This window comes from Dyella halodurans, assembly GCF_026283925.1.
Lineage (GTDB): Bacteria > Pseudomonadota > Gammaproteobacteria > Xanthomonadales > Rhodanobacteraceae > Dyella > Dyella halodurans.
Genome location: NZ_JAPDPF010000003.1, coordinates 483,602 through 504,696, shown reverse-complemented (window position 1 = coordinate 504,696; position 21,095 = coordinate 483,602). Strand labels below are relative to the sequence as shown.

Here is a 21,095-nt window from a genome sequence, read left to right as displayed (position 1 = left end):
TCCCATTCCGTTCGCGACCACAACATCTTGTGTAATCTATCGGCGTGGTAACCCAAGCGCTGGTGTCACAAGATCCTCGGGGGGAGGGTGGTCGAAGGTCGGGCATGGAACGCAAGCGTTGGGCAGCTGTACCGGCTGTGCGGTTCCGGTGCGGGCCTGACGCGAGCGGCTTAGCCGAAATAGAAAAGAACAAACCAAAGGGGCCGTAAGGCCGTACCTGGAGGTCAGGAAGCCGATGAGCACCATGCGTGCACCCGTAGTAGGTCGTGACACCGCAGCCATTCCGCTGCAACCGGCGTCTTACGATATCTGGGACAAGAAGTACCGTCTGAAAGCCAAGTCAGGCGATCCGGTCGACGGCAGCGTCGACGAAACCTATCAGCGCGTCGCGCGCGCCCTGTCCGACGTGGAAGCCACCCCAGAGCTGCGTGAGCACTGGTACGAGCGTTTCCTGTGGGCACTGCGCCGCGGTGCGATTCCGGCTGGGCGCATCACGTCCAATGCCGGTGCGCTGGCGCACAAGCCGGCCACCTCCACGATCAACTGCACCGTGTCCGGCACCATCCGCGACTCGATGGACGACATTCTGGAGAAGGTGCACGAGGCAGGCCTCACCTTGAAGGCTGGCTGCGGCATCGGTTACGAGTTCTCCACGCTGCGTCCGCGCGGCGCGTACGTCTCGGGCGCGGGTGCCTACACCTCCGGCCCGCTGTCCTTCATGGATATCTACGACAAGATGTGCTTCACCGTCTCGTCGGCCGGTGGTCGCCGTGGCGCGCAGATGGGCACGTTCGACGTCAGCCATCCCGACGTGAAGGAATTCATTCGCGCCAAGCGCGAAGACGGCCGCCTGCGCCAGTTCAACCTGTCCCTGTTGATCACCGACGGCTTCATGCAGGCGGTGGAGCACGACCAGGACTGGCCGCTGGTGTTCCCGGTGCACGTCAAGGAACAGGGCGAGATCGACCTGACCGACGCCGCCAAGGTGGTCTGGCGCGAGTGGCCCACCCACGACAACTACGTGGAGCGCGACGACGGCCTGGTGGCCTGCAAGATCTACGGTCACATCCGTGCCCGCCACCTGTGGGACATGATCATGGTGTCCACGTATGACTATGCCGAGCCGGGCTTCATCCTGATCGACAAGGTCAACGAGATGAACAACAACTGGTGGTGCGAGCACATCCGCGCCACCAACCCGTGTGGCGAGCAGCCGCTGCCGCCGTACGGCTCGTGCCTGCTCGGCTCGGTCAACCTCACCACCTTCGTGCGCGACCCGTTCGGCCCCAAGGCCCGTTTCGACTGGGACGAATACCGCGAAGTGGTGAAGATCTTCACCCGCATGCTCGACAACGTGGTGGAGATCAACGGCCTGCCGCTGCCGCAGCAGCGCGAGGAGATCCTCTCCAAGCGTCGCCATGGCATGGGCTTCCTGGGCCTGGGCACCACCCTGACCATGCTCAAGATGCGCTACGGCACCGCCGAGTCGGTGTCCTTCACCGAGGACGTCTCCCGCGAGATGGCCGTGGCCGGCTGGGAGGTCGCGCTCGACCTCGCCAAGGAAAAGGGCGCCGCCCCGGTGCTGCTGCGTGACTACACCGTCACCGGCGACATGCTGCGCAAGCGTCCGGAAATGGTCGCCGACGGCTACAAGGTGGGTGACACCATCCCCGGCCGCCTGCTGCACGCCAAGTACAGCCGCTACATGCAGCGCATTGCCTCGGTGGCGCCGAACCTGGTCGCCCAGCTGGCCGAAACCGGCGCCCGCTTCACCCACCACAGCTCGATCGCGCCCACCGGCACCATCTCGCTGTCGCTGGCCAACAACGCCAGCAACGGCATCGAGCCGAGCTTTGCCCACCACTACTCGCGCAACGTCATCCGCGAAGGCCGCAAGACCAAGGAAAAGGTCGAAGTGTTCAGCTATGAGCTGCTCGCCTACCGCGCCCTGATCAACGCCGACGCCATGCCGTTCGCCACCGAGGGGCTGGCCAAGCTGCCCGACTACTTCGTGGCGGCCGACGATATTTCGCCCAAAGAGCACGTCGACATCCAGGCCGCCGCCCAGTTGTGGGTGGATTCGTCCATCTCCAAGACGGCGAACGTGCCCACCGACTACCCCTACGAAGACTTCAAGGACATCTACTTCTATGCCTATAAACAAGGCTTGAAGGGATGCACCACCTTCCGTTTCAACCCCGCCGCCTTCCAGGGCGTGCTCGTCAAAGAAGCGGATCTTGAGAGCACCCTCTATCGCTTCGAATTGGAGGACGGTAGTGTGGTGGAACTGAAAGGCAACGAAGAAGTGGAATACGACGGCGAAATGCATACCGCCGCCAATTTGTTCGATGCCTTGAAGGAAGGGTATTACGGAAAGTTCTAAACTAGTCGCCGGTACCTGGCTTCCAGGTGCCGGCTCGCTGGCGAAAGCATTCCGGGTGCCCCAGAGGCAAGGCTCATTACAAGTTCCAAATCCACGTCGGAGGGGATTACACGCATGTCTATCGATACAGAGTTTGATATGAAAGACGAAGCCGTAGTGGTTGTTGACGCGCCGGTGGAAGTTGCCGCTGTCGAAGTGACGCCGGCCGCAGCCCCCAAGAAGGCCCGCGCCAAGAAGAAGTCGTCGCCGGCCAAGAAGGCAGCTCCGGCCAAGAAGGCGGCGAAGAAGGCGGTGAAGAAGACCGCCAAGAAGGCTGCAAAGAAGGCGACGGCCAAGAAGGCTCCGGCCAAGAAGGCCGCTGCCAAGAAGGTCGCCAAGAAAGCGGTGAAGAAGGCTGCCGCCAAGAAGGTGGCCAAGAAGGCCGTGAAGAAGACCGCCAAGAAGGCAGTGAAGAAGACTGCCAAGAAGGCTGTCGCCAAGAAGGTGGCACGCAAGGTAGCCAAGAAGACCGCCAAGAAGGCCGTCCGCAAGGTTGCCAAGAAGGCTGCAAAGAAGGTCAGCAGCAAGAAGACGGCACGGAAGGCCGCAGTCAAGAAGGTGGCTAGGAAAGTCGCCGGTAAGAAGACCGCCGCCAAGGCGGTCAAGAGGTCCACTGCCAGCAAGAAGGCGAGCGTGAAGAAGGCCGTGCGCAAGCCGGCTAAGAAAGCCGCCCGCCGCAAGTAAGTCGTAAACCGGTCCGGCCCGGCGTTATCACGCCGGGCCGGGTCGTCTCCAAATGACAGGCAAGACCGGCGGACACCTCCGCCCCGTCATTCCGGCGGAAGCCGGAATCCAGTGCCTCTAGGCTCTGGACTCCATGGCTCCCACCGAAATCAGGGTGGTCCTGCCAGTCACCCAAGCCGTCGCGCGCCGCCAACTACTCGAAAAGAAGCACACACCATGGCGATCAAGATCGAAAAGAAGATCAAGGGCTACAACGTCGTCAAGCCCGAGGACAAGGCCGCGCCCGCCGCAGCACCCGCCGCGCCCAAAGAAGCGCCCAAGGCGGAAGTGATCCAGATGCACGAGAGCCTGGAGCGTCCCGAGACGCTGGTCGGCTCCACCTACAAGATCAAGTCGCCGCTGTTCGAGCACGCGTTGTACGTGACGCTCAACGACATCGTGCTCAACGCCGGCACCCCGTACGAACAGCGCCGCCCCTTCGAGATCTTCATCAACTCGAAGAACATGGACCACTTCCAGTGGATCGTGGCGCTCACCCGCATCACCTCGGCCGTGTTCCGCAAGGGCGGCGACGTCACCTTCCTGGTGGAAGAGATGAAGGCCGTGTTCGACCCCCGCGGCGGCTACTTCAAGGCCGGCGGCGTCTACATGCCCTCCATCGTCGCCGAGATCGGCACGGTCATCGAGCAGCATATGAAGATGATCGGCCTGATCCACGACCCGGAGATGGACGAATCCACCCGCAAGCTGGTCGCCGAAAAGCGCGCCGCCTACGAGGCCGTCACCGCCGGCAAGAAAGCCACCCCCGCCACCACTGACGCCCCCGCCGAAACCACCAACGGCTTCCCGCCCGGCGCCACCCTCTGCGCCAAGTGCAACACCCAGGCGCTGGTGCTGATGGATGGGTGCCAGACTTGCTTGAATTGTGGGTATAGCAAGTGCGGTTGATGCCGATATATTCGGGTCCACACTCTGTGGTGAATCGCGTGCCCATGCTTCGTGCGTTTGATCTGATCTAGGCTCGGCATTAATCGGCAAATTCTAAGGATGGGCAGATGCCTGGCACTGAGCTCCAGGAACGAGATCAAGAGTGTCGGCCGCTTTTAAGGTGGGCAGGCAGTAAGCGGCAGTTCCTCCCTGAGCTGGTACGCCAGTCACCAAAATCATTCGCTGCCTACGTGGAGCCGTTTGCAGGATCCGCGTCTTTGTTCTTCGCACTAACGCCACGCGAAGCTGTACTTGGCGACGTTAATACTGAGTTGATGAATTTCTATGTGCAGCTCCGGGCTTCGCCTAGTGAGCTGCATGCAGCGGCGAGTACTTACTCGCAAGAAGCGGCGGACTACAGTAAGTACAGGCAACGCTTCAATTCGCCATGTGATCCATTAGAAAAGGCTGCGTTGTTTTGGTATCTCAATAGGACCTGCTTCAATGGCCTATATAGAACCAATCAGGCGGGCGAATTCAATGTGCCAATTGGTCGTAAACTCTCGCTCTTCCCGAGCCTGCAACAAGTGTGGGAGTGTGCAGAGGTAATGAGTACTGCGCATCTTGTTTGCGGCGACTTCGCGGAAACGATTGACTTGGCGGATCGCGGTGATTTCCTCTATATCGACCCTCCATACCATCGAGTTTCAAATCGGGATCGCGGGGAATATGGGCCCGATGCGATGAAGGATGATGAGCTTGGTCGTTTGATTGAGTCTACGCAGATCGCAGCCACTCGCGGCGCGAAGATATTGTTTTCTTATAACGTAGACCTTTCCTCTGAGCTTCGCGGGTGGCGGAAGCATTTGGTCAGGGGGCGTTATGTTATCGGCGCGAACGCTAATGATCGAAAGATGATTAGCGAATACATTTTTTGTAATTACTGACATTATATATGGCTAATAAATTATCTATTGCCATAATGAGTGATCTGCATTTTATTGCGGCCGATAACGAGCAAAAGACATCATACGTAGATCTCTCCAGGGTCAGGGCGGAGAAGCAGGACCCTATCGCAGATTTGTACCGGTTCGCTGAGGAAAATGCGCTCTGCGCCGACATACTTATGTGTCCGGGAGATATCACGGTTGCTGCTTGCGCATCCGGGTTGACCGCCGCATGGGCCGCATTGCAACACACGGCCTCGGTTCTTGGTGCTGATCATATATTCGCCGCAACTGGCAATCACGACATCTCGTCGCGGACGGGTGAAACAGAGCCTGAAATTTGGGAGCGACTAAAACTATTGACGCCCAGCTATCCGTCCCCTGGGCTCAATGAGATGGATCGGTTGCGTTACTGGGCGGAGCATTTTTTTGTCGTGCGAGTTGGGTCAGTACGAATCCTGGTCCTGAATACTTGTAACACACACGCTCGCGGTCAAAAGGAGTATGCGCACGGCAGAGTCACGGACTATACAATTCAACGCATCTTGGAGATGACTCCGTCAGACCCTGATGTCAGCTTGAATGTGCTGCTTTGCCATCATCATCCCTTTCGATATCCGGATCTCGATCAGTCGGCACCTGATTACAGTGAAATGGCTCAGGGAATTAAGCTGATCGAGGAATTGTCTCGTTCTGAACAACCGTGGCTTATCATTCACGGGCACAAGCATTTCCCGCGTTTGACATACGCGGGCGGAACATCGTCATCGCCCACGGTCTTTTCTGCCGGCAGTTTCAGCGCGATACTTTCACCAGTCTATTTTCAGACCGCCGTCAACCAGTTCTACATCCTTGACCTCGATATCGATGATCTTTCCAGGCTTGGGGGCGTGGGGACAGTTCGCTCGTGGGAGTGGATAAAGTCAATCGGTTGGTCGCCTTCGGATTTCGCGAGCAATCATCCTGGCAAGATTGTGAACGGCTGTGGATTTGGTCATCGGGAGAATATTCATGCCTTGGCCGGAAGGATTGCGAGCCTTGTGCAGCCGGGAACGGCTGTGAGTTGGACCGACATCGAGTCGCGTCATCCTGATATGAAATACATGCTCATTGAGGATCGAGCAAAGCTCATGTCTATGTTGATGGAGCGCCATGGGATTCGAGCGGTGGGCCAGAACCCGCTGAATCCTGTCCAGCTCCTAAGGGAGGCATAGCTCTCGTGAACGACTCTTTGTGGGAACACTACAACGCTCGTGGCCTCACACCCGAAATGGTCGCTCGGTCATTTATTGCTCCGCGCCAGTTCGAAGAGGTGGCCAAATCACGTAACTCAGTCCTCTTAGGTCCCAGAGGGAGTGGGAAAACCACATTGCTGCGTATGCTTGATCCTCGCGCTCTAGGTACATGGCGTGAGCCGGGCGCCCAAGGCCTGAAGGAGTCGGTTGACTACGTGGGTGTGTTTGTTCCGGTCGACACGGCATGGATTAGCTCGCTTCAAAATACACTTTTACCTCTCGGCGAGGAGGCGCGTGCCGGGGCTCACATGTCGATTTATACGCTCGCAGTTGCGCGCTCTTTAGTCGACACAATGGTTTGGCGCTTAGACGCGTCCTGTCGGGCGAACGAGGAGCGTTTCTACATTAAATTGGACCGGAATCATGAGCTTGATCTGGTCCGCCATCTGGCGAGTTTGTGGCTTCCTGGTCGCAAGGTTTTAAGTTTGCTAGAGCTCCGGCTGCTCTTGACACAAGAGTTGGCGATTCTGCCCCGGCGACTCATGCAAATGGAAGCTGGCGAGCGTGTATCAGCACTCGCCGCTACAGAAAGCCCGACCCAGCTTGCCGGACTAGCATGTGACGGTTTCAATCTGCTTGCGAACGATGATTCTCGTAAGTGGGCACTCCTTTGTGATGAATTAGAGATCGCGCCCACTGGCGTGCAAAGCCATCTATTTGCTGCTCTGCGTGCGACACCTCAAAACTTGCTCCTAAAGCTCGCGCTCACGCCGGCGTTGAAGTTGCCTCAGGTACCCGGCTCGGAGCACCCCGTGCCCGCACACGATTACGATTCAATTTCACTTAGCTATGCCACTCGTGAAGAGGGGGCGAGCGAGCGATCGCGCGAAGAATTTTGCAGGGGGCTATGGTCCGGTCTCGTGAGCGCAAGGGACCGCTCTGCGTCAGCTTCACTTGTCAGTGCCGATGATGCGTTTGAACGCCCCTCTCATACGGGGTTCGTTGGTTCCGAAGCCGTATTTGAAAGAGCGCCAGCTGACGCCCGGTTTGGTTCGATGTTTCGAAGTCTTGCTTCCATCGATATCTCTTTTGCCGACTACTTGGTGCGAAAAGGAGTTGACGTAAGCGACCTCGATGCTAAGCCCAACTTACTCGACTCTGTTGTTCGCAAGGTTCGACCAGTTGTGGAGATACGATCTTTCTACTTAAAGCGAAGCATGAGGTCGGAGGTCGGTCGTGCTTCAAGGCGGGCTCCTATCCCTTATTGCGGAGCAAAGAACATTTTTTCGGTCTCCGAATCTCATCCTCGCTGGTTGAAGTCTACGCTCAGTGGGATGCTTGGGGAGGCCAGGGAGAAGTCACCGCACATCTCTTTGGTTGCTCAAAGTCGGGAGATAAAGTTTGCCGTGAGTCGCGTGGTCGCGCGGCTCAAGGCATTTCCTTCGGCCGATGAGCATTCAACTTATGCGCTAATCGAGAAGATTGGCCTCTTCTTCGGGCAGCAGATAGTAGGGCAACGCTTTATTGCCGATCCAATTCTCAGTTTTGTTGTTGACGAGGTAGGAGACGCCGAACTACGTTGTCTTGGAAACGCGCTATACATAGGCGCTTTGGTTCCACTCGACATCAATAGCCATATTTACCTAGTGAATGGTTTGGTGGGGGGGCGCTTTCGTTTGTCGAACTGGCTCGCACCGCACTTTAAATTACCCCTCGTTGCGGGTAAGTCGATAAACCTTACTACGCTCCTGGAGAGAAGTAGGGTCGACTCAAGCTTGGACACAGTCGATATTTCTCAGCTTTCTCTCGGTCTAGATCATGAATCCTAAAGTCGAGACAGTCCAGCCCGCGGAAAATTATGCGGTCGCCATTGTGTCGTGTGGCTATGAGAGACGCTCAAGATTCATGATCGAGGCCATAGCCTTTGAGGCGGATCGCAAGATAGCTTTTGGATACGGACTAAACGAGAAGATAGCGTTCAAACAGAACAAAGACGCACTAATCGAGGCGGGCTTCGAATTCGTGCGGATAGATGACGTGGGTTTTGATGAGGCGTTGAGACGTTCGCTAATGGTGGACGGAGTAACCATTGAACGTTGTAGAGTTCTTGTTGATATTTCCTGCTTCACGCGATTCAGATTGGCGAGTCTAATTCGCTGCTTTACGGCACTTAGACATGTTGAGGTGGACTTCTTCTACTCCCTAGCGGAGTTTTCTCCTCCGTCGCTCGCTGAGCCAGCAAACGATCACTTAGGCCCCGCTAGCGAATATTTTTCGGGTTGGTCGGGCGAGTATACGAATCCCACGGTCGTCATCTCGGGCCTAGGCTACGAATATATGAAGGCATTGGGGGTTATTGAGCTAGTCGATCCATCGAGCAGCTGGATTTTTTTTCCAGAATCGCCGATCGAGAGATACGATGAGGCCGTAGGCAAGGCGAATGATCTGCTGTTGCGGGACGTGGATGCTTCGCATGTACTGCGCTATGACGTGTTGGACGCGCCCGCGTTGGTTAGGGATCTCTTCTCCTTGCTTTCTCACTTGAGAAAGAGTTACCGCTGCGTGCTGCTTCCGCTCGGCCCTAAAATATTTGCTTTTTGCGCAATGTTGGCAGGCTCTTATTTTCGCGATATATCCGTATGGCGCGTAAGCGCAGGAAAATATGCGAGGCCTGTCGATCGCCGGGCATCTGAAAATTACACATTGTTTCGCGTGACATTTTCCTCTGAGGAGGAGGAAGTCGATGGGTAGCAATAAGGGATCAGTGCCCCGCAAAGGGTAAAACAGGGGTCAGAGTGCACTTTCCGCAAAGGTTACAGGTCGACTCTGCCCGCGCGTAACTGTGGCCTTGGGGAGAGGGCATCGCCTGAGGATGATCAAAAGTGAGAGTCGAACGTAGTCGGACCTAGGACGAGAACCTTCTCGATGCTTCTACTCCCATGAAAATTTCGATATTCGTTATCCTGCTAGCGTTTTCTATTGAATCCTTCGCTCAGGGATGTGTTCCAGCTCGAATTGAGCTGACGGGTAAGGGTGCTACGGATCAATCAGGGACTTTGCTGAAGTTCTCGATGAAGTATTTGGGTTGCGAGCCCCTACGTGTTCAGAGAGAGAGCTTGCCATGGGGCGCTCGCGGAGCCATCGGGCTGACTGTGATCGAGAACAACGGTCTACAAACGCCCTTGGAGCAGCTCGGGTACATCTCGGACCCGGATAGCGACGATATCGAGTTGATTCCAGGTAAGGAATATTCGGGTGCGATTGGCCTGTCCACTCGTTTCAGAGATATCGACAGTGCGAGACTCGCAAGCGGCGTGACCGTTTCTTGGGTCTATACCCTTCAATCACGTACGGGTGTTGTGATTGGCCCAGTCCAAGGTAGCGTTGTCATTGGTGGTTCGAATGACCAAAACAGGGGTCAGAGTGCACCTTCCTTAAAAGTCGACACTGACGCCAGCTTTGGGCGGTAGTTTCAGGAGACTCATGCCGAGCCCGTTTGGCGATCGAGACAGAGAGAAGGGTCTTGCAGAGTGTCCAAGCAGATTGACCGCGCAACGTTTGCAACGCTGTCGAATCTGAAAAAGGGGATGGAGTGAGCTGGCCCGGATTCCGCCTAGGTCTCCGCCGCCTTTTGCGCGAGTTCTTTGATCTTGAGCACCCGCAACTGTTCAGACTTTCTGAGTCCTTCGCGAGCCTCTTTGATCACTTCGTGGGCCAGATTTTGGTTGGTGTGATGCCGCTTCATATCGATAGCGGCATCCAGCCGTTGCTGGGCTGCCTTGATCGCATTATCGACGCGGTAGAGGGGGCCATGCGGGTTCGTAGTCAGGGGTGGGTCGTAGCTTTTCGTCATGGTGTTTCTCGTGATCAGGACGGCACGATATCCCTGTTGACCTCGCTCCGCACGCGCATTGTCGTTACCTGCTTGGGAACAAAAGGGTGAAGACAGGGGGCAGAGTGCATTTTTCCTAAAAGTCGACTCTCACCCCTGCTTGCATCCGGGAACACCCACGCCAAGCGCATCCCAGCCCGCGCGCCCCAGCTTTCGCAACGTCTCAATATTTCGGCGGTAGATCTCGTCCGGGTCGCTCATCGCATCGGCGGCGCGTTCGATGCTTGCTTCGCGCAGCAGATGAAGCGTGGGCCACGGTGATCGGTTGGTGGCGTTCTCGATATCATCCGGCGCGGTGTCGGCGAACTGGTAGTGCGGGTGAAAGCTGGCGACCTGTAGCACGCCGTCGAGCTTGAGTGTCTCGACAGCGGTATCGGCGACATCGAGGAAGTCGTTGTAGTCGAGGAAGTCGCCCAGCACATGCGGGTGGATCAGCAAGGTCGTTTCACACTCGTTCGCATCGACGGCCGCGAGGCTTTGCAGCTCGCCGCAGAGATCGTTCAGCAACGTATCGGTATCGCGGGCATGGCTGACCGCATAGCGGATTTTCCCGTGAATGAATGGCGCTCGAGCGAACGGACAGAGATTGAGGCCGACCACGGCGCGCTCCACCCAATGGAGGGTGGCGTCGATGTAGGGCGTATCAGCGGCGCTCAGACCGGCGGTGATGGCGGAAGGTGTGTCGGTCATGGGCAAGATCACAGCCGGGTCAACACGCACTATACCCCTCATGCCGAATGCGCTCGGTCCCGGTGTATGACTGGGCGCGACCCCCGCCAACTCGCCTCTCACGGTGTCGCCAATGGTCTGGAGGGCGGATAGCCGAAGGTCTCCATGGCCGCCTTGGTCCAAAAACGGTGTCAGGTTCACTTCTCCTAGGCGGAGAAAGTCAGTCTGACCCCGTTCTTGGCGCTTCCGCAGATGGCTGACACCAATAACAGCTATTCCTCGCAGGAAACCAGCCTTCGCGCCACACAAAACACCGCGCTTCCCAAGCCAGTTGCGGGACTTTTGCGGACGGACACGGCTTGCGTCGCGTGCGATGGTCCGTGGGTCGGCGGCTGTGACGTATCAAATCTGTCCGCCGACACTTCGCTTCATCGCAAGTGAAGTAGCGCGGGCCGAAAGGGCTGTAACCCAGACGACCCGCTGACCACAACCGACTTCTTAGGAGTTGATCATGGCTACGGTCGATCATACGGCAGCCGCAGGTCCCACCGCGCCCAACGGCGTCACCCGTCCCACCAATCCACTTGGCCGTCCGTTCTGGACGTTTTCGCGCGCCAAGGACGGCGACAAGTTCCGCTCCGCCCGCATCGTCGGATTGTGCATGGGTATCCAGGCGGTGACGCGCATCCTGGTCAATAGCGACACTTTCCGCATCATCCAGTCGAAATGCCAAGAAATGGAACCCGGCAATTGGCCCCTGGATAACGAAGTCACCGAGGGCATGTTCGCCGCGCTCTACTTCCTCAGCGAACAGGCGGAACTCGCCTGCAAGGCGTCGCTGGACGAGCTGGGATTCGAATAGCAAACAGAGAAGACGGGGCTCAGAGTGGACTTTCCTAAACGTCGACTCTGACCCCAATTCACCGTCATTCCCGCGAAAGCGGGAATCCAGCGACTTTCGACCCAGCGAAACCAAAGGCACTGGATTCCCGCTTTCGCGGGAATGACGAGCCTTTTTCGAAGTTCGCTTTAGCGGTCGCTGCCGTCTCTGTGGTCCACCTCCGCGACAAAGCCGGTGCTTATCGCGTCTTCCGCGTTTCACGATGATGAGCAGAAAGGGCGGCGTCGAACGTGCTCGCATCGATGCTGGGTTTTAGCCGCAATCGGATTTGTAGGCGGACCGCGCATGCGTGTGTCAGAGATCGAAGTTCCTTGGGCTGACTCGTCCCACTTCATTCTTGTTTTCGTAGAAGTTGACAGCTCTTTAACAGCGCGAGCCATTTCATCGGGGCCGGCGCAACGCTTGCGCCGGTCCGAGCAGGCCTCGGGCGCACGGCTCTTAAGTCTGCTCGTCTGCATACACCGCACTGAAGCGCAGTACTTGGCGCACCAAACCCAGTGCATCAGGAAAGGGGAGAGTGAATGATGAAAAGCATGATGAAAATCATGGCCGCCAGCGCTCTTGTCTGGTTTGCCTACAGTGTCGCTGCGGCCCAAGCGCCGCCGTTGACTTCCACCGGTTCCGCTCAAGGGAAACCACGTAACGACGCAGCAAGTACCGTTGCTCTTCGGCAACGTCAGCTCGATTTCATGGCCGCGCCCATCAAGTCGGCAAAGGACCTTCAAGCCTACTTGGCGAAGATGCCGAAGGCGCTCTCGCCTATTGAAAAGCTCTCACCGGGTGCGAAGAAGCGCTTTCTCGACGGGCTGGTATTCAACGAGAACGGCTTGGTCGGCTACGACTACTCTGACCTGGCGGCGGAGCTTCCCGCATCGGACGTGTACAGACTAATGAGCTTGTTTGGTGCGCAACGCACGGTACCCCTCATCAGCGGACTCAAGGTGCTCGGCGAGCAGGATGCGCTTCTGATCATGTATCCGGACCTTGGCGAGGACGATCATGGGGACTATCGCTGCATCGGTGGCCACAACTGCGTTCGAACCACCGGCATGATTTGCATGACTGGCTGCTGACCTTGTAAGGGCGCGGCCGCTATTGCATGGGTCGCGCCCGTCTCTCTCGGACATCAGGACGGAATGGAACCTTATGCATAGCTGGCTCCTACTACTCGCGGTGTTAGTGCCTGGATCCATGGGCGGCGCGGAAGCGTCGCGTAGCACCATTGAACAGGACTACGACAAGATCTATGCGTTGAACATGGCCGATACCGGCACGGACAATGAACTGAAGGGCCGACAGATAGGTGGGTACTACGACGCACACCTTGCCCGCTTTCAAGAGGACGCCGCGCTGGCGGGACATTCCGATGCCGAGGTGGATCTTCTATTTCAATCCGCCTTTCTGGCCGGTCTCTACACGCATGACGAGAAGTATCTGGATGACATGCGACGGGACGTCGCTGAGTTTGAGCGTCGTGGCAGGACGCCTGAAAAAGTCCTTAAGGATTTCTACCATTCGATCGTGGCTCAACGCCGCTTCGACGAAGCGACCCGTTTCCAGCAAGCGCATCCTGACGCCAAGCTATCCGCGCTACCCATCGTCCACGATGACCTTCCGAAAGACTTCCGAGGGCCCACGGGTCTTTACCTGGTCGATTCGGAGAACGACCGCTCGTTTCATCGAAGAGCATTGCCGCTGACCACATCCTCGGCGCAGGTGGTCGTCATTTCGCATCCGAAGTGCCACTTTTCGCGCGACGCCGTGGCTGACATCGAGCGCAGTGATACGTTGCTCCCCATCTTCCAGGCGCACTCGATCTGGATCACTCCTCAGGACGGCAACATTGATGTTGCCAGCCTGGCCGCGTGGAACCAGGCGCATCGCATCCCTCCCACCGCCGTGAGCTATCGCGAAAGCGAATGGCCCATGTTCCATAACTGGGCGACGCCCACGTTCTACTTCTTCAAGGACGGAAAGCTGGTGCGCGAGGTAAGCGGGTGGCCACCCAACGGCAATGAAGAAGCGCTCAAGGCTGCACTGCGGGAGGTAGGTCTCCTCGACTGACTGAAAAGTTCCAACGGCTGTTAGCAGCTCATGGGCGGGGAGGTCATCGAGACGATCAAGCCGGGCGGTGCCGCTTTTCGGGGCTTCTTCTGCCGAAGGGTCATTCGCTGATGATTCGCCTTTCCCGATACGCATCCAGTTTTGGCGTTGGACAGTACATCGCACTTAAGGGGACAGCGGTAATTAACTTGGTTTACGCACGCTTGCCGATGCCGCAAAGAAAAGGGCCGCATTGCTGCGGCCCTTCGCTTTGTTACCTGCCCGAGTAGGTCAGAAGTGCTTCGTGAAGCCCACCGAGAACGCGTTGTCGTGCATGCCGCTTGCAAACGCGCCCTGGTAGCCGAGCGACACATCCCACGTGGCGCCTTCCTTCGCGGTGATGCTTGCGCCCACCGTGGTTAGTCCGCGGCCAAGTTCGTTGGCGGCAAGCGGGAACACGGTGCCGTCACCCGTCGCAACGGTGATGCTCGATGCCGTACTGCGCATGGCGTACTGATAGCCCACATCGATCGACGGCACATAGTCGATCCCACCCGCCTTGAAGGCACGCACGAACGACAGACCAGCAAACGCATTGAGCTGGTTCTCGCGGCTGTCCGCGCTGGATACGCCGTAAGCCGAAGCGAGCTGGCTGCTGCTGACGACGGTCTCGCTGAAGCCATCCATGCGCTGGTTCTGGTACATGACGCCAACTTTCGGCGTGATCTGCGCGCCGCCGGCATGGATGGGCCACGCGGCCTGAAGCGCGGCGTTGTAGGCCTGTCCGTCCGGACGGGCTACCGCACCACCCACACCCGTCTGTCGCGTGAAGTCGTAATGGCCGTTCCAGGCATCGGCCAGGCCGGACAACACCACCGGACCCACATTCGCGAAGCCATACACGCCTGCATGGAGACCGTCGACACGCGCCTTGCCACCCATCGCGTCCGTGGCGTTGGTGCGCTGAACGCCACCTTCCACACCGACGCTGGCCACGTCGCCGGCCGCGACATCGAATCCGGCGTTGATGCCGAAGCCGGTCGAGTCCATGCGGTTGGCGCCTGGAAGCGACGTATTGCCGCCAGTCACCACGGCCCACACGCCATGGCCGCCGCGGCCGGAGGCATTGAGCACATCGCTCATGTCGCCCTGTCCATCACGGACAGCCAGCCGCTGCGCGTTCGCAAAGAGTGCGCCACCCTGCGGAGCCACGATCACGGGCGCGGTGGGCTGGGTCGGAGCCGTCGGAGTGGTCGGATTACCCGGGTTCGTCGGGTTGGTTGGCGCTTGAGCGGTCGCCAACGATACAGACACATCCGTCGCGGAGTAGGAGACGGTAGGCGTCAGGTCAGTCGGAACGCTGCCGCTGGAGCTCGTGGCCCCGAACGTGCCGGTCACGTTGTGCGCTTCCAGCACCTTGAAGGTGGTGGCGGTGTACGTACCCGGCGCGTAGATCAGGGACAAGTTGCCCGCGAGGGACGCGTTACCGTTGACGACGAGCTCCGAGGCAGCGCTCGGCGTGACATCGATGGCGAGCGTACCGTTCGCCGTCTGGGTGTAGTCGCCGTTGACGGTCAACACGCCGATGGAGCCACCCGGGCGAACGATCGAGTCGTTGATCAATCCGCCAAGAATGGTGCCGTGTCCACGCAGGACGCCGCTGCCATCCACTTGCGCATCGCCGGCCCACGTCGCGTCCGCGTGGTTCTCGTCACCGATCTCAACGGTGCCGTTAGAGACCTTGGCCAAGCCTGTCGCGGTGTTCTGTCCATTGAGGATGGTGGTGCCCGCGCCAGTCTGGTGAATGCCGCCCGAGCCGACGATCGCCGTGTCGTGCGTGATGGTGTCGGTCTGGTTGAAGTTCACGGTGCCGTTGTTCTGGATCGCGTTCGAAGCCAGCGTCGCCGACGACGTCACCACCAACTCGCCGGCGTTGACCACGGTCGCGCCCGTGTAGGTGTTCTGGCCGGTCAGGATTTCCGTGCCACCGTTGAGCGTCAGACCACCCGCACCGCTGATGTTGCCGGAGAACGTGTCATGCGCATTGATGAGGGTGAGGCTGTTTGCGCCAAGAACGACCGAGCCGCTGCCACCGAGGCTCTGCAGGATGACATTGCCACCGGTGTTGGACACGTCGAGCGTGGCCCGATTGACCGTGACACCGCTGGAGCTGGCCAGGCTGGTCGGCGTCAGCAGCGCCAGTGTGCCCATGTCGACGGTCGTCGCACCCGCGAAGGTATTGGCGCCGGAGAGCGAAAGCGTACCCATGCCGGTTTTGAAGAAACTGCCCGTGCCGCTGATCGCACCCGATATCGACGCGTTCTGACCCGCGGTGGTGACCGTCGCACCGCCACTGCCCAGCACTACCGGACGTGCGATATCAAAGCCTGCGTCGAATTCGAACACGCCGCCGTCGATGCCCAAGGTGCCGCCACTTGCACCGAGCGCGCTGTCACTGGACACCGCCAGGGTGCCGCCGTTGACGGAGGTGCTGCTCTGGCTGTTGTTGCCGGTCAGGGCCAGCATCGCGCCGCCGGTCTTGATGAGCGCGCCGCCGGAGATATGGCCGGCCAGCGTAAGCCCGAAGGCATCGTTGTTGATGGTGCCGCCCGTTGCACCCAGCAGGATGTCCCGGTGGAGAAGCATGTTGCCGGTGGTGGTCAGCGTGCCACCGTCGATTTCAAGGGTGTAGGTGTCATCGCCCAGCGCGGCAGCCGTTGCGGCGGAGACCGATCCGGCGGTGATCACCAGTCCCTGGAACGTGTTGGCGCCGCCCAAGGTCAGCACGCCGTTGCCATTCTTGACCAGCATGCCACCGGAGACGTCGCCGTTGATTGCCAGCGCGCTGTTGTTTTCGGTGTCGACGTTGCCGCCGTTGGCGGTGATCTGCACGTTGCGGCCCATGGTCACGTTGGCCGTCGTCTGCAGCGTGCCACCGTCAAGGGTCAGCGTGCCGGCGTCATCACCGAGGCTACCGTTGTCTGCGATGGACAAAACGCCCGTCGTGACCGTCCACGGCGTCACCACCGTCGTCGTCCCCGTCAGGGTCCAGGTCACGGCGCCCTGAAGGTTGTACGCGCTGAAGCCGGTGTACTGCGTGCCGATCTTCGACGCGTCGAACACGCCGTTGCCGCTGCTCTGACCTTGCGCGTTCAATCCAATGCCCAGCGAGAGCGTGTCGCCGGCACCGTCGCTCACCACGTTACCGATGACGGTCGAGCCATTCCAAAGCTGCAGCGTGTTGCCGCCGTTGTGGAACATTACGGCGGCCGCGTGCGACGCCTGGCCGTCCTGGTTGGTGCCGCCCTGGATCCAGCCCGCGTTGTAGATCTGCTCACCGCCCATGGCGACGATCGCCGCGCCGCCCTGGTCGCCGGTGGCCAGACCGCGCGTGGCATTCATGCCGCCAATGCCACCGTCACCGCCGCGGATCTGGCCCAGGTTCGTGATGGCGCCGCCGCCAGACGCCAAAATGCCGACGCCACCCTGGCCGCCGTTGCCGCCGAGCCACGGCGAGCTGAGGTCGACAACAGCATTGCCACCGACGCCGCCCGTACCGCCATTGATCCAACCGGAATTGCTCAGGGTGGTTCCGAGGCCCATCTCCAGACCATTGCCGGCCTGGCCACCGGCACCGCCGTTACCGCCGGCCGCCGCAGCGCCGCCGTTGCCACCGTTACCGCCAGTGACCGTGTTGGTGTTGTTGAGCCCAGCGTAGGAGAGGGTGGCACCCGCAGCGCCTTGACCACCTACGCCACCGCTGCCACCGTTGCCCGTGGTGGGATTCGGGGTAAAAGCGCCGCCTGCGCCGCCGTTGCCGCCCGCGCCACCGGTAACCACGCCGGCGTTGGAGACCGACAACGTCGGAATGTGGCCAGCCGACGTAGCACCCACTGCGATCAAGCCGATCCCGCCGTCGGCACCGGCCGCGCCGTCGGCGCCCTGCACCAGTGAGTCGCCGCCGTTGCCGCCGTTGCCGCCATTGCCACCGGAAATACCGGCCCCATTGAGAATCGTGTTCAGCGCGACGGTCGTCATCACGCCGAAGCCACCCTGACCACCTTGGCCGCCCTGGGCGCCCGTACCGGCACTGCCATTGCCGCCATTGCCGCCATTGCCACCCCTGCCGCCGTAGGAGAAGCCAGTCAGATTGATTGCATCGAACCCTTCGATGTCATCGGCGTAACCGCCTGCGCCACCGCCGCCGCCGCCGCCAGCAACACTCATATATCCCGCGGCGACCATGGCGCCCGCGCCACCGTTGCCGCCGTTGCCTGCTTGCTGGCCGGCTAGCGTATAGAACCCTCCGGATCCAATGCTGCCGTAGCTCATTCCTGTGCCACCGCCACCGCCGCCACCGCCGGCCACGCCATCGGCGGAAACCGTCGCGGCCGCGCCGCCATCGAAGCCGTCATAGTGGCCAGAGAAATTGCCGTCACTGCCCGCGGCTCCACCGGCCGCGCCGGTCGATCCACTTGTGCCGCTGGTCGCCTCGGTCTGGTAGTTGTCGGCGCCCGTACCACCAGCACCGCCAACCAGCGCACCTGCCGTGGCCCCTTGGCCTCCAACACCGCCTGCCGCCACTGGGAACGACTGCGCCCGAGCGGAAGGCGCGAACGACGCACCCAACAGCAACGCAACCGCCAGTGCGAGGGGAGCGCGCGATGCGAGCGCCGGCGTAGCCGTGCCCATCGCACCGGTCGCCACGGCGCCGTGGCTTGCCTTTGCGTGCTCGGATGCGACTTGGACGCGACGGAGGGACTTATTCCAGACGAGGCGATACGTACGATTCACTGAAGCTCCTGAGTGAGTGTTGGCGACAGCGAAGCTGTCGCGAGGGTGACGTTCAGCAAATTGCGTGCCATAGGAGAGCTGGCGCACAGAAAAAGGGAACGCCCTTCGACTCACGGCCGCTCGGCGCGGCGTGCCTGCAAAAAGCGAGGTGGCGATGGCGACATCGGGCGCCTTCGATGTGCCGGTCGGAGCGGGCTCGCCGGCATGTGCGGCGACGACACGCACGTCATGCGCGCTTTGCGATGGGCCTGCCGTCCCGTTGAAGACTGCTCTGCAGGTCCACAAGGTCACCTATAGGTGACGCACTGGGTCAACACTGCGCACTCTATGGAATGGTCATGGTCGCGACCTACTCCATCAGGGGTGCGGGATGATGCGCGTCCCCCTGCAGCGCGGATAGCTTGGGCATCCCCAGAAGGCTTCACGAGTGCGACGGTTTTCGCGGCGAATCATGGTCGATCCGCAGCAAGGGCTACCAGCTCGCCTTGCTGATCAGGCCGACTTCATCAAGTCGCGCCGACATCGTTTTAGAGAACGCTTTCCGCCGAAGCGTCAGTCGCTGGTGATTCGCCTTTCCCTATACGCATCCAGCTTTGGCGTTGGACAGTACATCGTCTCCACGAAGACGTTGCGTTCGTGCCATATGACTTCCAGATCCCACAGGCAGACAGCGTAGCGGGACGGGTCCTCAACCCAGCCCGCAGCCGTCTCGGCGGAAACAGACACAAACAGTTCGTTGTCGTTGCCCCACCACGCGAGGATCAGGTATCTGGCGCTGGCACCGTCATGGCAGATCACGAAGGCCGGGGTGATGCGCCAGGCGACCCGCTTCTCGCCCTTGAGTACATTTAAGCGGGACATGTATGCCCGTGTATCCACCGGCTGATTCGCAGCGGAGATCGTGTAGATCTTGATGCCGTCCGGGTCTAGCCAATCGGCGCGGCTTTCGATTTTCCGAGGTTGGAATGTGGGCATGGTGGGCGCCAATCGAAAGGAAGGTGTCGGGTTGTGAACGAAGGTGCAGGGGGGGAGATGACAACCTCGGTCCGTCTTGAAGGCGAGTCTTCGATGTTCGTTACCTGCCGTCGGCACTCGCCAGCCTGGCGCGACTGACGTTGCCTCCCGCCGCTGCACGGAAGCGCCAACTCTGTCCGGCCCGCATATCCGCGATGCCGTCCGACGCCCAGCCGATCTGCCGGCCACGGGAATCGAAGACACGGAACCGGACACGCACATCACGCAGTCGGCGGCCACTGACGTTCACGGCCCTTCCGACGACGCGAGTTCTGTCTGGACGGACATCGCGTTCCACGCGGTAGTTGTCTACGCGCACGCGTCGGCCGGCTCCCATTTGGGCGTTCGCACTGGGGCTGATGCTGAAGATCGCCGCGATGGCCAAGGTCGCAGCGGCAAGGCGATAGCGCATACGTATCTCCTGGTCCGGTGTCCTGCCGACCTAGTTTACGTCCGCAAACATGAAACAAAGGGGAGGGGGGTTAGTTAGGTAGGGGTAACCGCCAGGCAAAGGGCGCGCGGGTCGTTAAGCCCGCCAATCTACCTCGAACGATTTGGCTTTGGACCCCGGTTTTGCTCTAGGCTAATTGGAGGCCTCGCCCTTGCGGAGAGAGTCCTGGGGACATGGGGTAGCGCGCGTTTCGACCTTGGGCTATCGGTATCGATAGTCCCCTCAACCACTGGGGGGCACATGAATCTTCAAGCGTGGTGCTGTCTTGGCGTCATCAGCCTCTTCACCCTGTCCGCGCAGGCGGCTGACAGCTACTTTGTGAATCAACGCCATGAAGCAAGCATGGTGGTGACGGGCGTGGTCCGTCTCAATACGGATGGCTCCGTCCACGACTTCCAGCTCGATCATCCGGAAAAGCTTCCGGAGCCGGTCAAGAACCTGGTGAGCCAGAGCGCTGCCGCCTGGAAGTTTCAGTTCGCTGTCGCACCAACTTCGCTGACTACGGAGCGCATGTATCTGCGCGTCGTTGCCACGATGACCGACAACGATCACGCATCGTTGCGAGTGGCAGGCGCCGATTTTGATGAGGCGGTGAATGACGACAGCGAAACCGTCCAGCCGCCGCGCTATCCCCATATCCTGTATCCCAAGCAAGCCCTTGAAGAGCATGCCTCGGGCACGGTTTATCTTTTGATGCGCATCGGCAAAGACGGAAAGATTCAGAACATCGCCACCGAACAAGTCAATCTCAGCAACTTTGCTCCAACGGCGGACATGGCCCGCTACCGCAAGTATTTGGCCGATACGGCCATGAAGAGCGCCCAGCAATGGGTATTCACCGTCCCGACCAAGGGCAAGCGCGCCGCACGGTCAGAGTGGCTGGTGAGGGTGCCGGTAAGCTTCCTGACGACCGGTGAGAGCGTGCCCGACTACGGCAGCTGGGCCCTCTATGTACCCGGCCCTCGCGAGAACATTCCCTGGCTCCAACGCCCCAAGCTGGCGCTGGAGGCGCCGGACGCGGTGCCCAATGGCGCCTTGCAATCGCTTGACGATGACGCGCAGTTGTCCTCGACCTCAGGCGGTGGCTGATCGAACAAAAGAGACGGAGGTAGTCAG

At 59.7% G+C, this 21,095-nt stretch carries 17 protein-coding genes; 12 read left to right on the top strand and 5 right to left on the bottom strand.

Annotation, left to right across the window (positions count from 1 at the left end):
• Positions 1-235 precede the first annotated feature (235 nt).
• The 8 genes from OUZ49_RS08970 (at position 236) to OUZ49_RS08935 (ending at position 9,685) form a co-directional block, all read left to right on the top strand.
• Positions 236-2,383 carry an adenosylcobalamin-dependent ribonucleoside-diphosphate reductase gene (locus OUZ49_RS08970; RefSeq protein WP_266150007.1) on the top strand — a complete coding sequence of 716 codons (2,148 nt, stop codon included), beginning with the start codon at positions 236-238 and terminating at the stop codon, positions 2,381-2,383.
• 138 nt (positions 2,384-2,521) lie between these two features.
• A complete protein-coding gene (locus tag OUZ49_RS08965) occupies positions 2,522-3,106 on the top strand; it encodes a histidine biosynthesis protein HisIE (RefSeq protein WP_266150006.1) in 585 nt (194 codons plus the stop codon).
• A 216-nt stretch (positions 3,107-3,322) separates the two neighbouring features.
• Positions 3,323-4,054, top strand: a complete 732-nt coding sequence (locus OUZ49_RS08960) for a TSCPD domain-containing protein (protein WP_266150005.1) — start codon at positions 3,323-3,325, stop codon at positions 4,052-4,054.
• A gap of 107 nt (positions 4,055-4,161) precedes the next feature.
• A complete protein-coding gene (locus tag OUZ49_RS08955) occupies positions 4,162-4,980 on the top strand; it encodes a DNA adenine methylase (protein WP_266150004.1) in 819 nt (272 codons plus the stop codon).
• Positions 4,981-4,988: 8 nt separating this feature from the next.
• The gene (locus OUZ49_RS08950; protein ID WP_266150003.1) at positions 4,989-6,194 is read left to right on the top strand and encodes a metallophosphoesterase family protein; all 1,206 of its coding nucleotides are present in this window, start codon (positions 4,989-4,991) and stop codon (positions 6,192-6,194) included.
• 5 nt (positions 6,195-6,199) lie between these two features.
• Positions 6,200-8,044 carry an ORC-CDC6 family AAA ATPase gene (locus OUZ49_RS08945; protein WP_425492343.1) on the top strand — a complete coding sequence of 615 codons (1,845 nt, stop codon included), beginning with the start codon at positions 6,200-6,202 and terminating at the stop codon, positions 8,042-8,044.
• On the top strand, positions 8,034-8,966 hold the full coding sequence (locus tag OUZ49_RS08940) for a hypothetical protein (protein WP_266150001.1): 933 nt from the start codon (positions 8,034-8,036) through the stop codon (positions 8,964-8,966). Before OUZ49_RS08945 ends, OUZ49_RS08940 begins: the two co-directional genes overlap by 11 nt.
• Before the next feature lie 188 nt (positions 8,967-9,154).
• Positions 9,155-9,685 carry a hypothetical protein gene (locus OUZ49_RS08935; RefSeq protein WP_266150000.1) on the top strand — a complete coding sequence of 177 codons (531 nt, stop codon included), beginning with the start codon at positions 9,155-9,157 and terminating at the stop codon, positions 9,683-9,685.
• Between the two features lie 143 nt (positions 9,686-9,828).
• Here the strand turns inward: OUZ49_RS08935 and OUZ49_RS08930 are convergent, their stop codons facing one another.
• Together OUZ49_RS08930 and OUZ49_RS08925 are read right to left on the bottom strand one after the other, a co-directional pair.
• Positions 9,829-10,068, bottom strand: coding sequence for a hypothetical protein (locus tag OUZ49_RS08930; protein ID WP_266149999.1), 240 nt, complete (start codon positions 10,066-10,068; stop codon positions 9,829-9,831).
• 129 nt (positions 10,069-10,197) lie between these two features.
• A complete protein-coding gene (locus OUZ49_RS08925; protein ID WP_266150047.1) occupies positions 10,198-10,797 on the bottom strand; it encodes a DUF1415 domain-containing protein in 600 nt (199 codons plus the stop codon).
• Between the two features lie 490 nt (positions 10,798-11,287).
• Between OUZ49_RS08925 and OUZ49_RS08920 the strand changes: the two genes are divergently transcribed.
• The 3 genes from OUZ49_RS08920 to OUZ49_RS08910 all read left to right on the top strand — a co-directional run bounded on the left by OUZ49_RS08920 (position 11,288) and on the right by OUZ49_RS08910 (position 13,741).
• On the top strand, positions 11,288-11,638 hold the full coding sequence (locus OUZ49_RS08920) for a hypothetical protein (RefSeq protein ID WP_266149998.1): 351 nt from the start codon (positions 11,288-11,290) through the stop codon (positions 11,636-11,638).
• 563 nt (positions 11,639-12,201) lie between these two features.
• On the top strand, positions 12,202-12,750 hold the full coding sequence (locus tag OUZ49_RS08915; RefSeq protein WP_266149997.1) for a hypothetical protein: 549 nt from the start codon (positions 12,202-12,204) through the stop codon (positions 12,748-12,750).
• Between the two features lie 73 nt (positions 12,751-12,823).
• Positions 12,824-13,741: a YbbN family protein gene (locus OUZ49_RS08910; protein ID WP_266149995.1), complete on the top strand. Its 918-nt coding sequence runs from the start codon at positions 12,824-12,826 to the stop codon at positions 13,739-13,741.
• A gap of 270 nt (positions 13,742-14,011) precedes the next feature.
• On the opposite strand, the gene OUZ49_RS08905 is transcribed toward OUZ49_RS08910, so the two are convergent.
• The 3 genes from OUZ49_RS08905 to OUZ49_RS08895 form a co-directional block, all read right to left on the bottom strand.
• Positions 14,012-18,514 carry an autotransporter-associated beta strand repeat-containing protein gene (locus OUZ49_RS08905; protein ID WP_266149994.1) on the bottom strand — a complete coding sequence of 1,501 codons (4,503 nt, stop codon included), beginning with the start codon at positions 18,512-18,514 and terminating at the stop codon, positions 14,012-14,014.
• 552 nt (positions 18,515-19,066) lie between these two features.
• Positions 19,067-19,489 carry a hypothetical protein gene (locus OUZ49_RS08900; protein WP_266149993.1) on the bottom strand — a complete coding sequence of 141 codons (423 nt, stop codon included), beginning with the start codon at positions 19,487-19,489 and terminating at the stop codon, positions 19,067-19,069.
• Positions 19,490-19,589: 100 nt separating this feature from the next.
• Positions 19,590-19,940: an FxLYD domain-containing protein gene (locus tag OUZ49_RS08895; RefSeq protein ID WP_266149992.1), complete on the bottom strand. Its 351-nt coding sequence runs from the start codon at positions 19,938-19,940 to the stop codon at positions 19,590-19,592.
• Positions 19,941-20,321: 381 nt separating this feature from the next.
• Between OUZ49_RS08895 and OUZ49_RS08890 the strand changes: the two genes are divergently transcribed.
• Positions 20,322-21,068, top strand: a complete 747-nt coding sequence (locus tag OUZ49_RS08890; protein ID WP_266149991.1) for an energy transducer TonB — start codon at positions 20,322-20,324, stop codon at positions 21,066-21,068.
• The last annotated feature ends 27 nt before the right edge of the window (positions 21,069-21,095 follow it).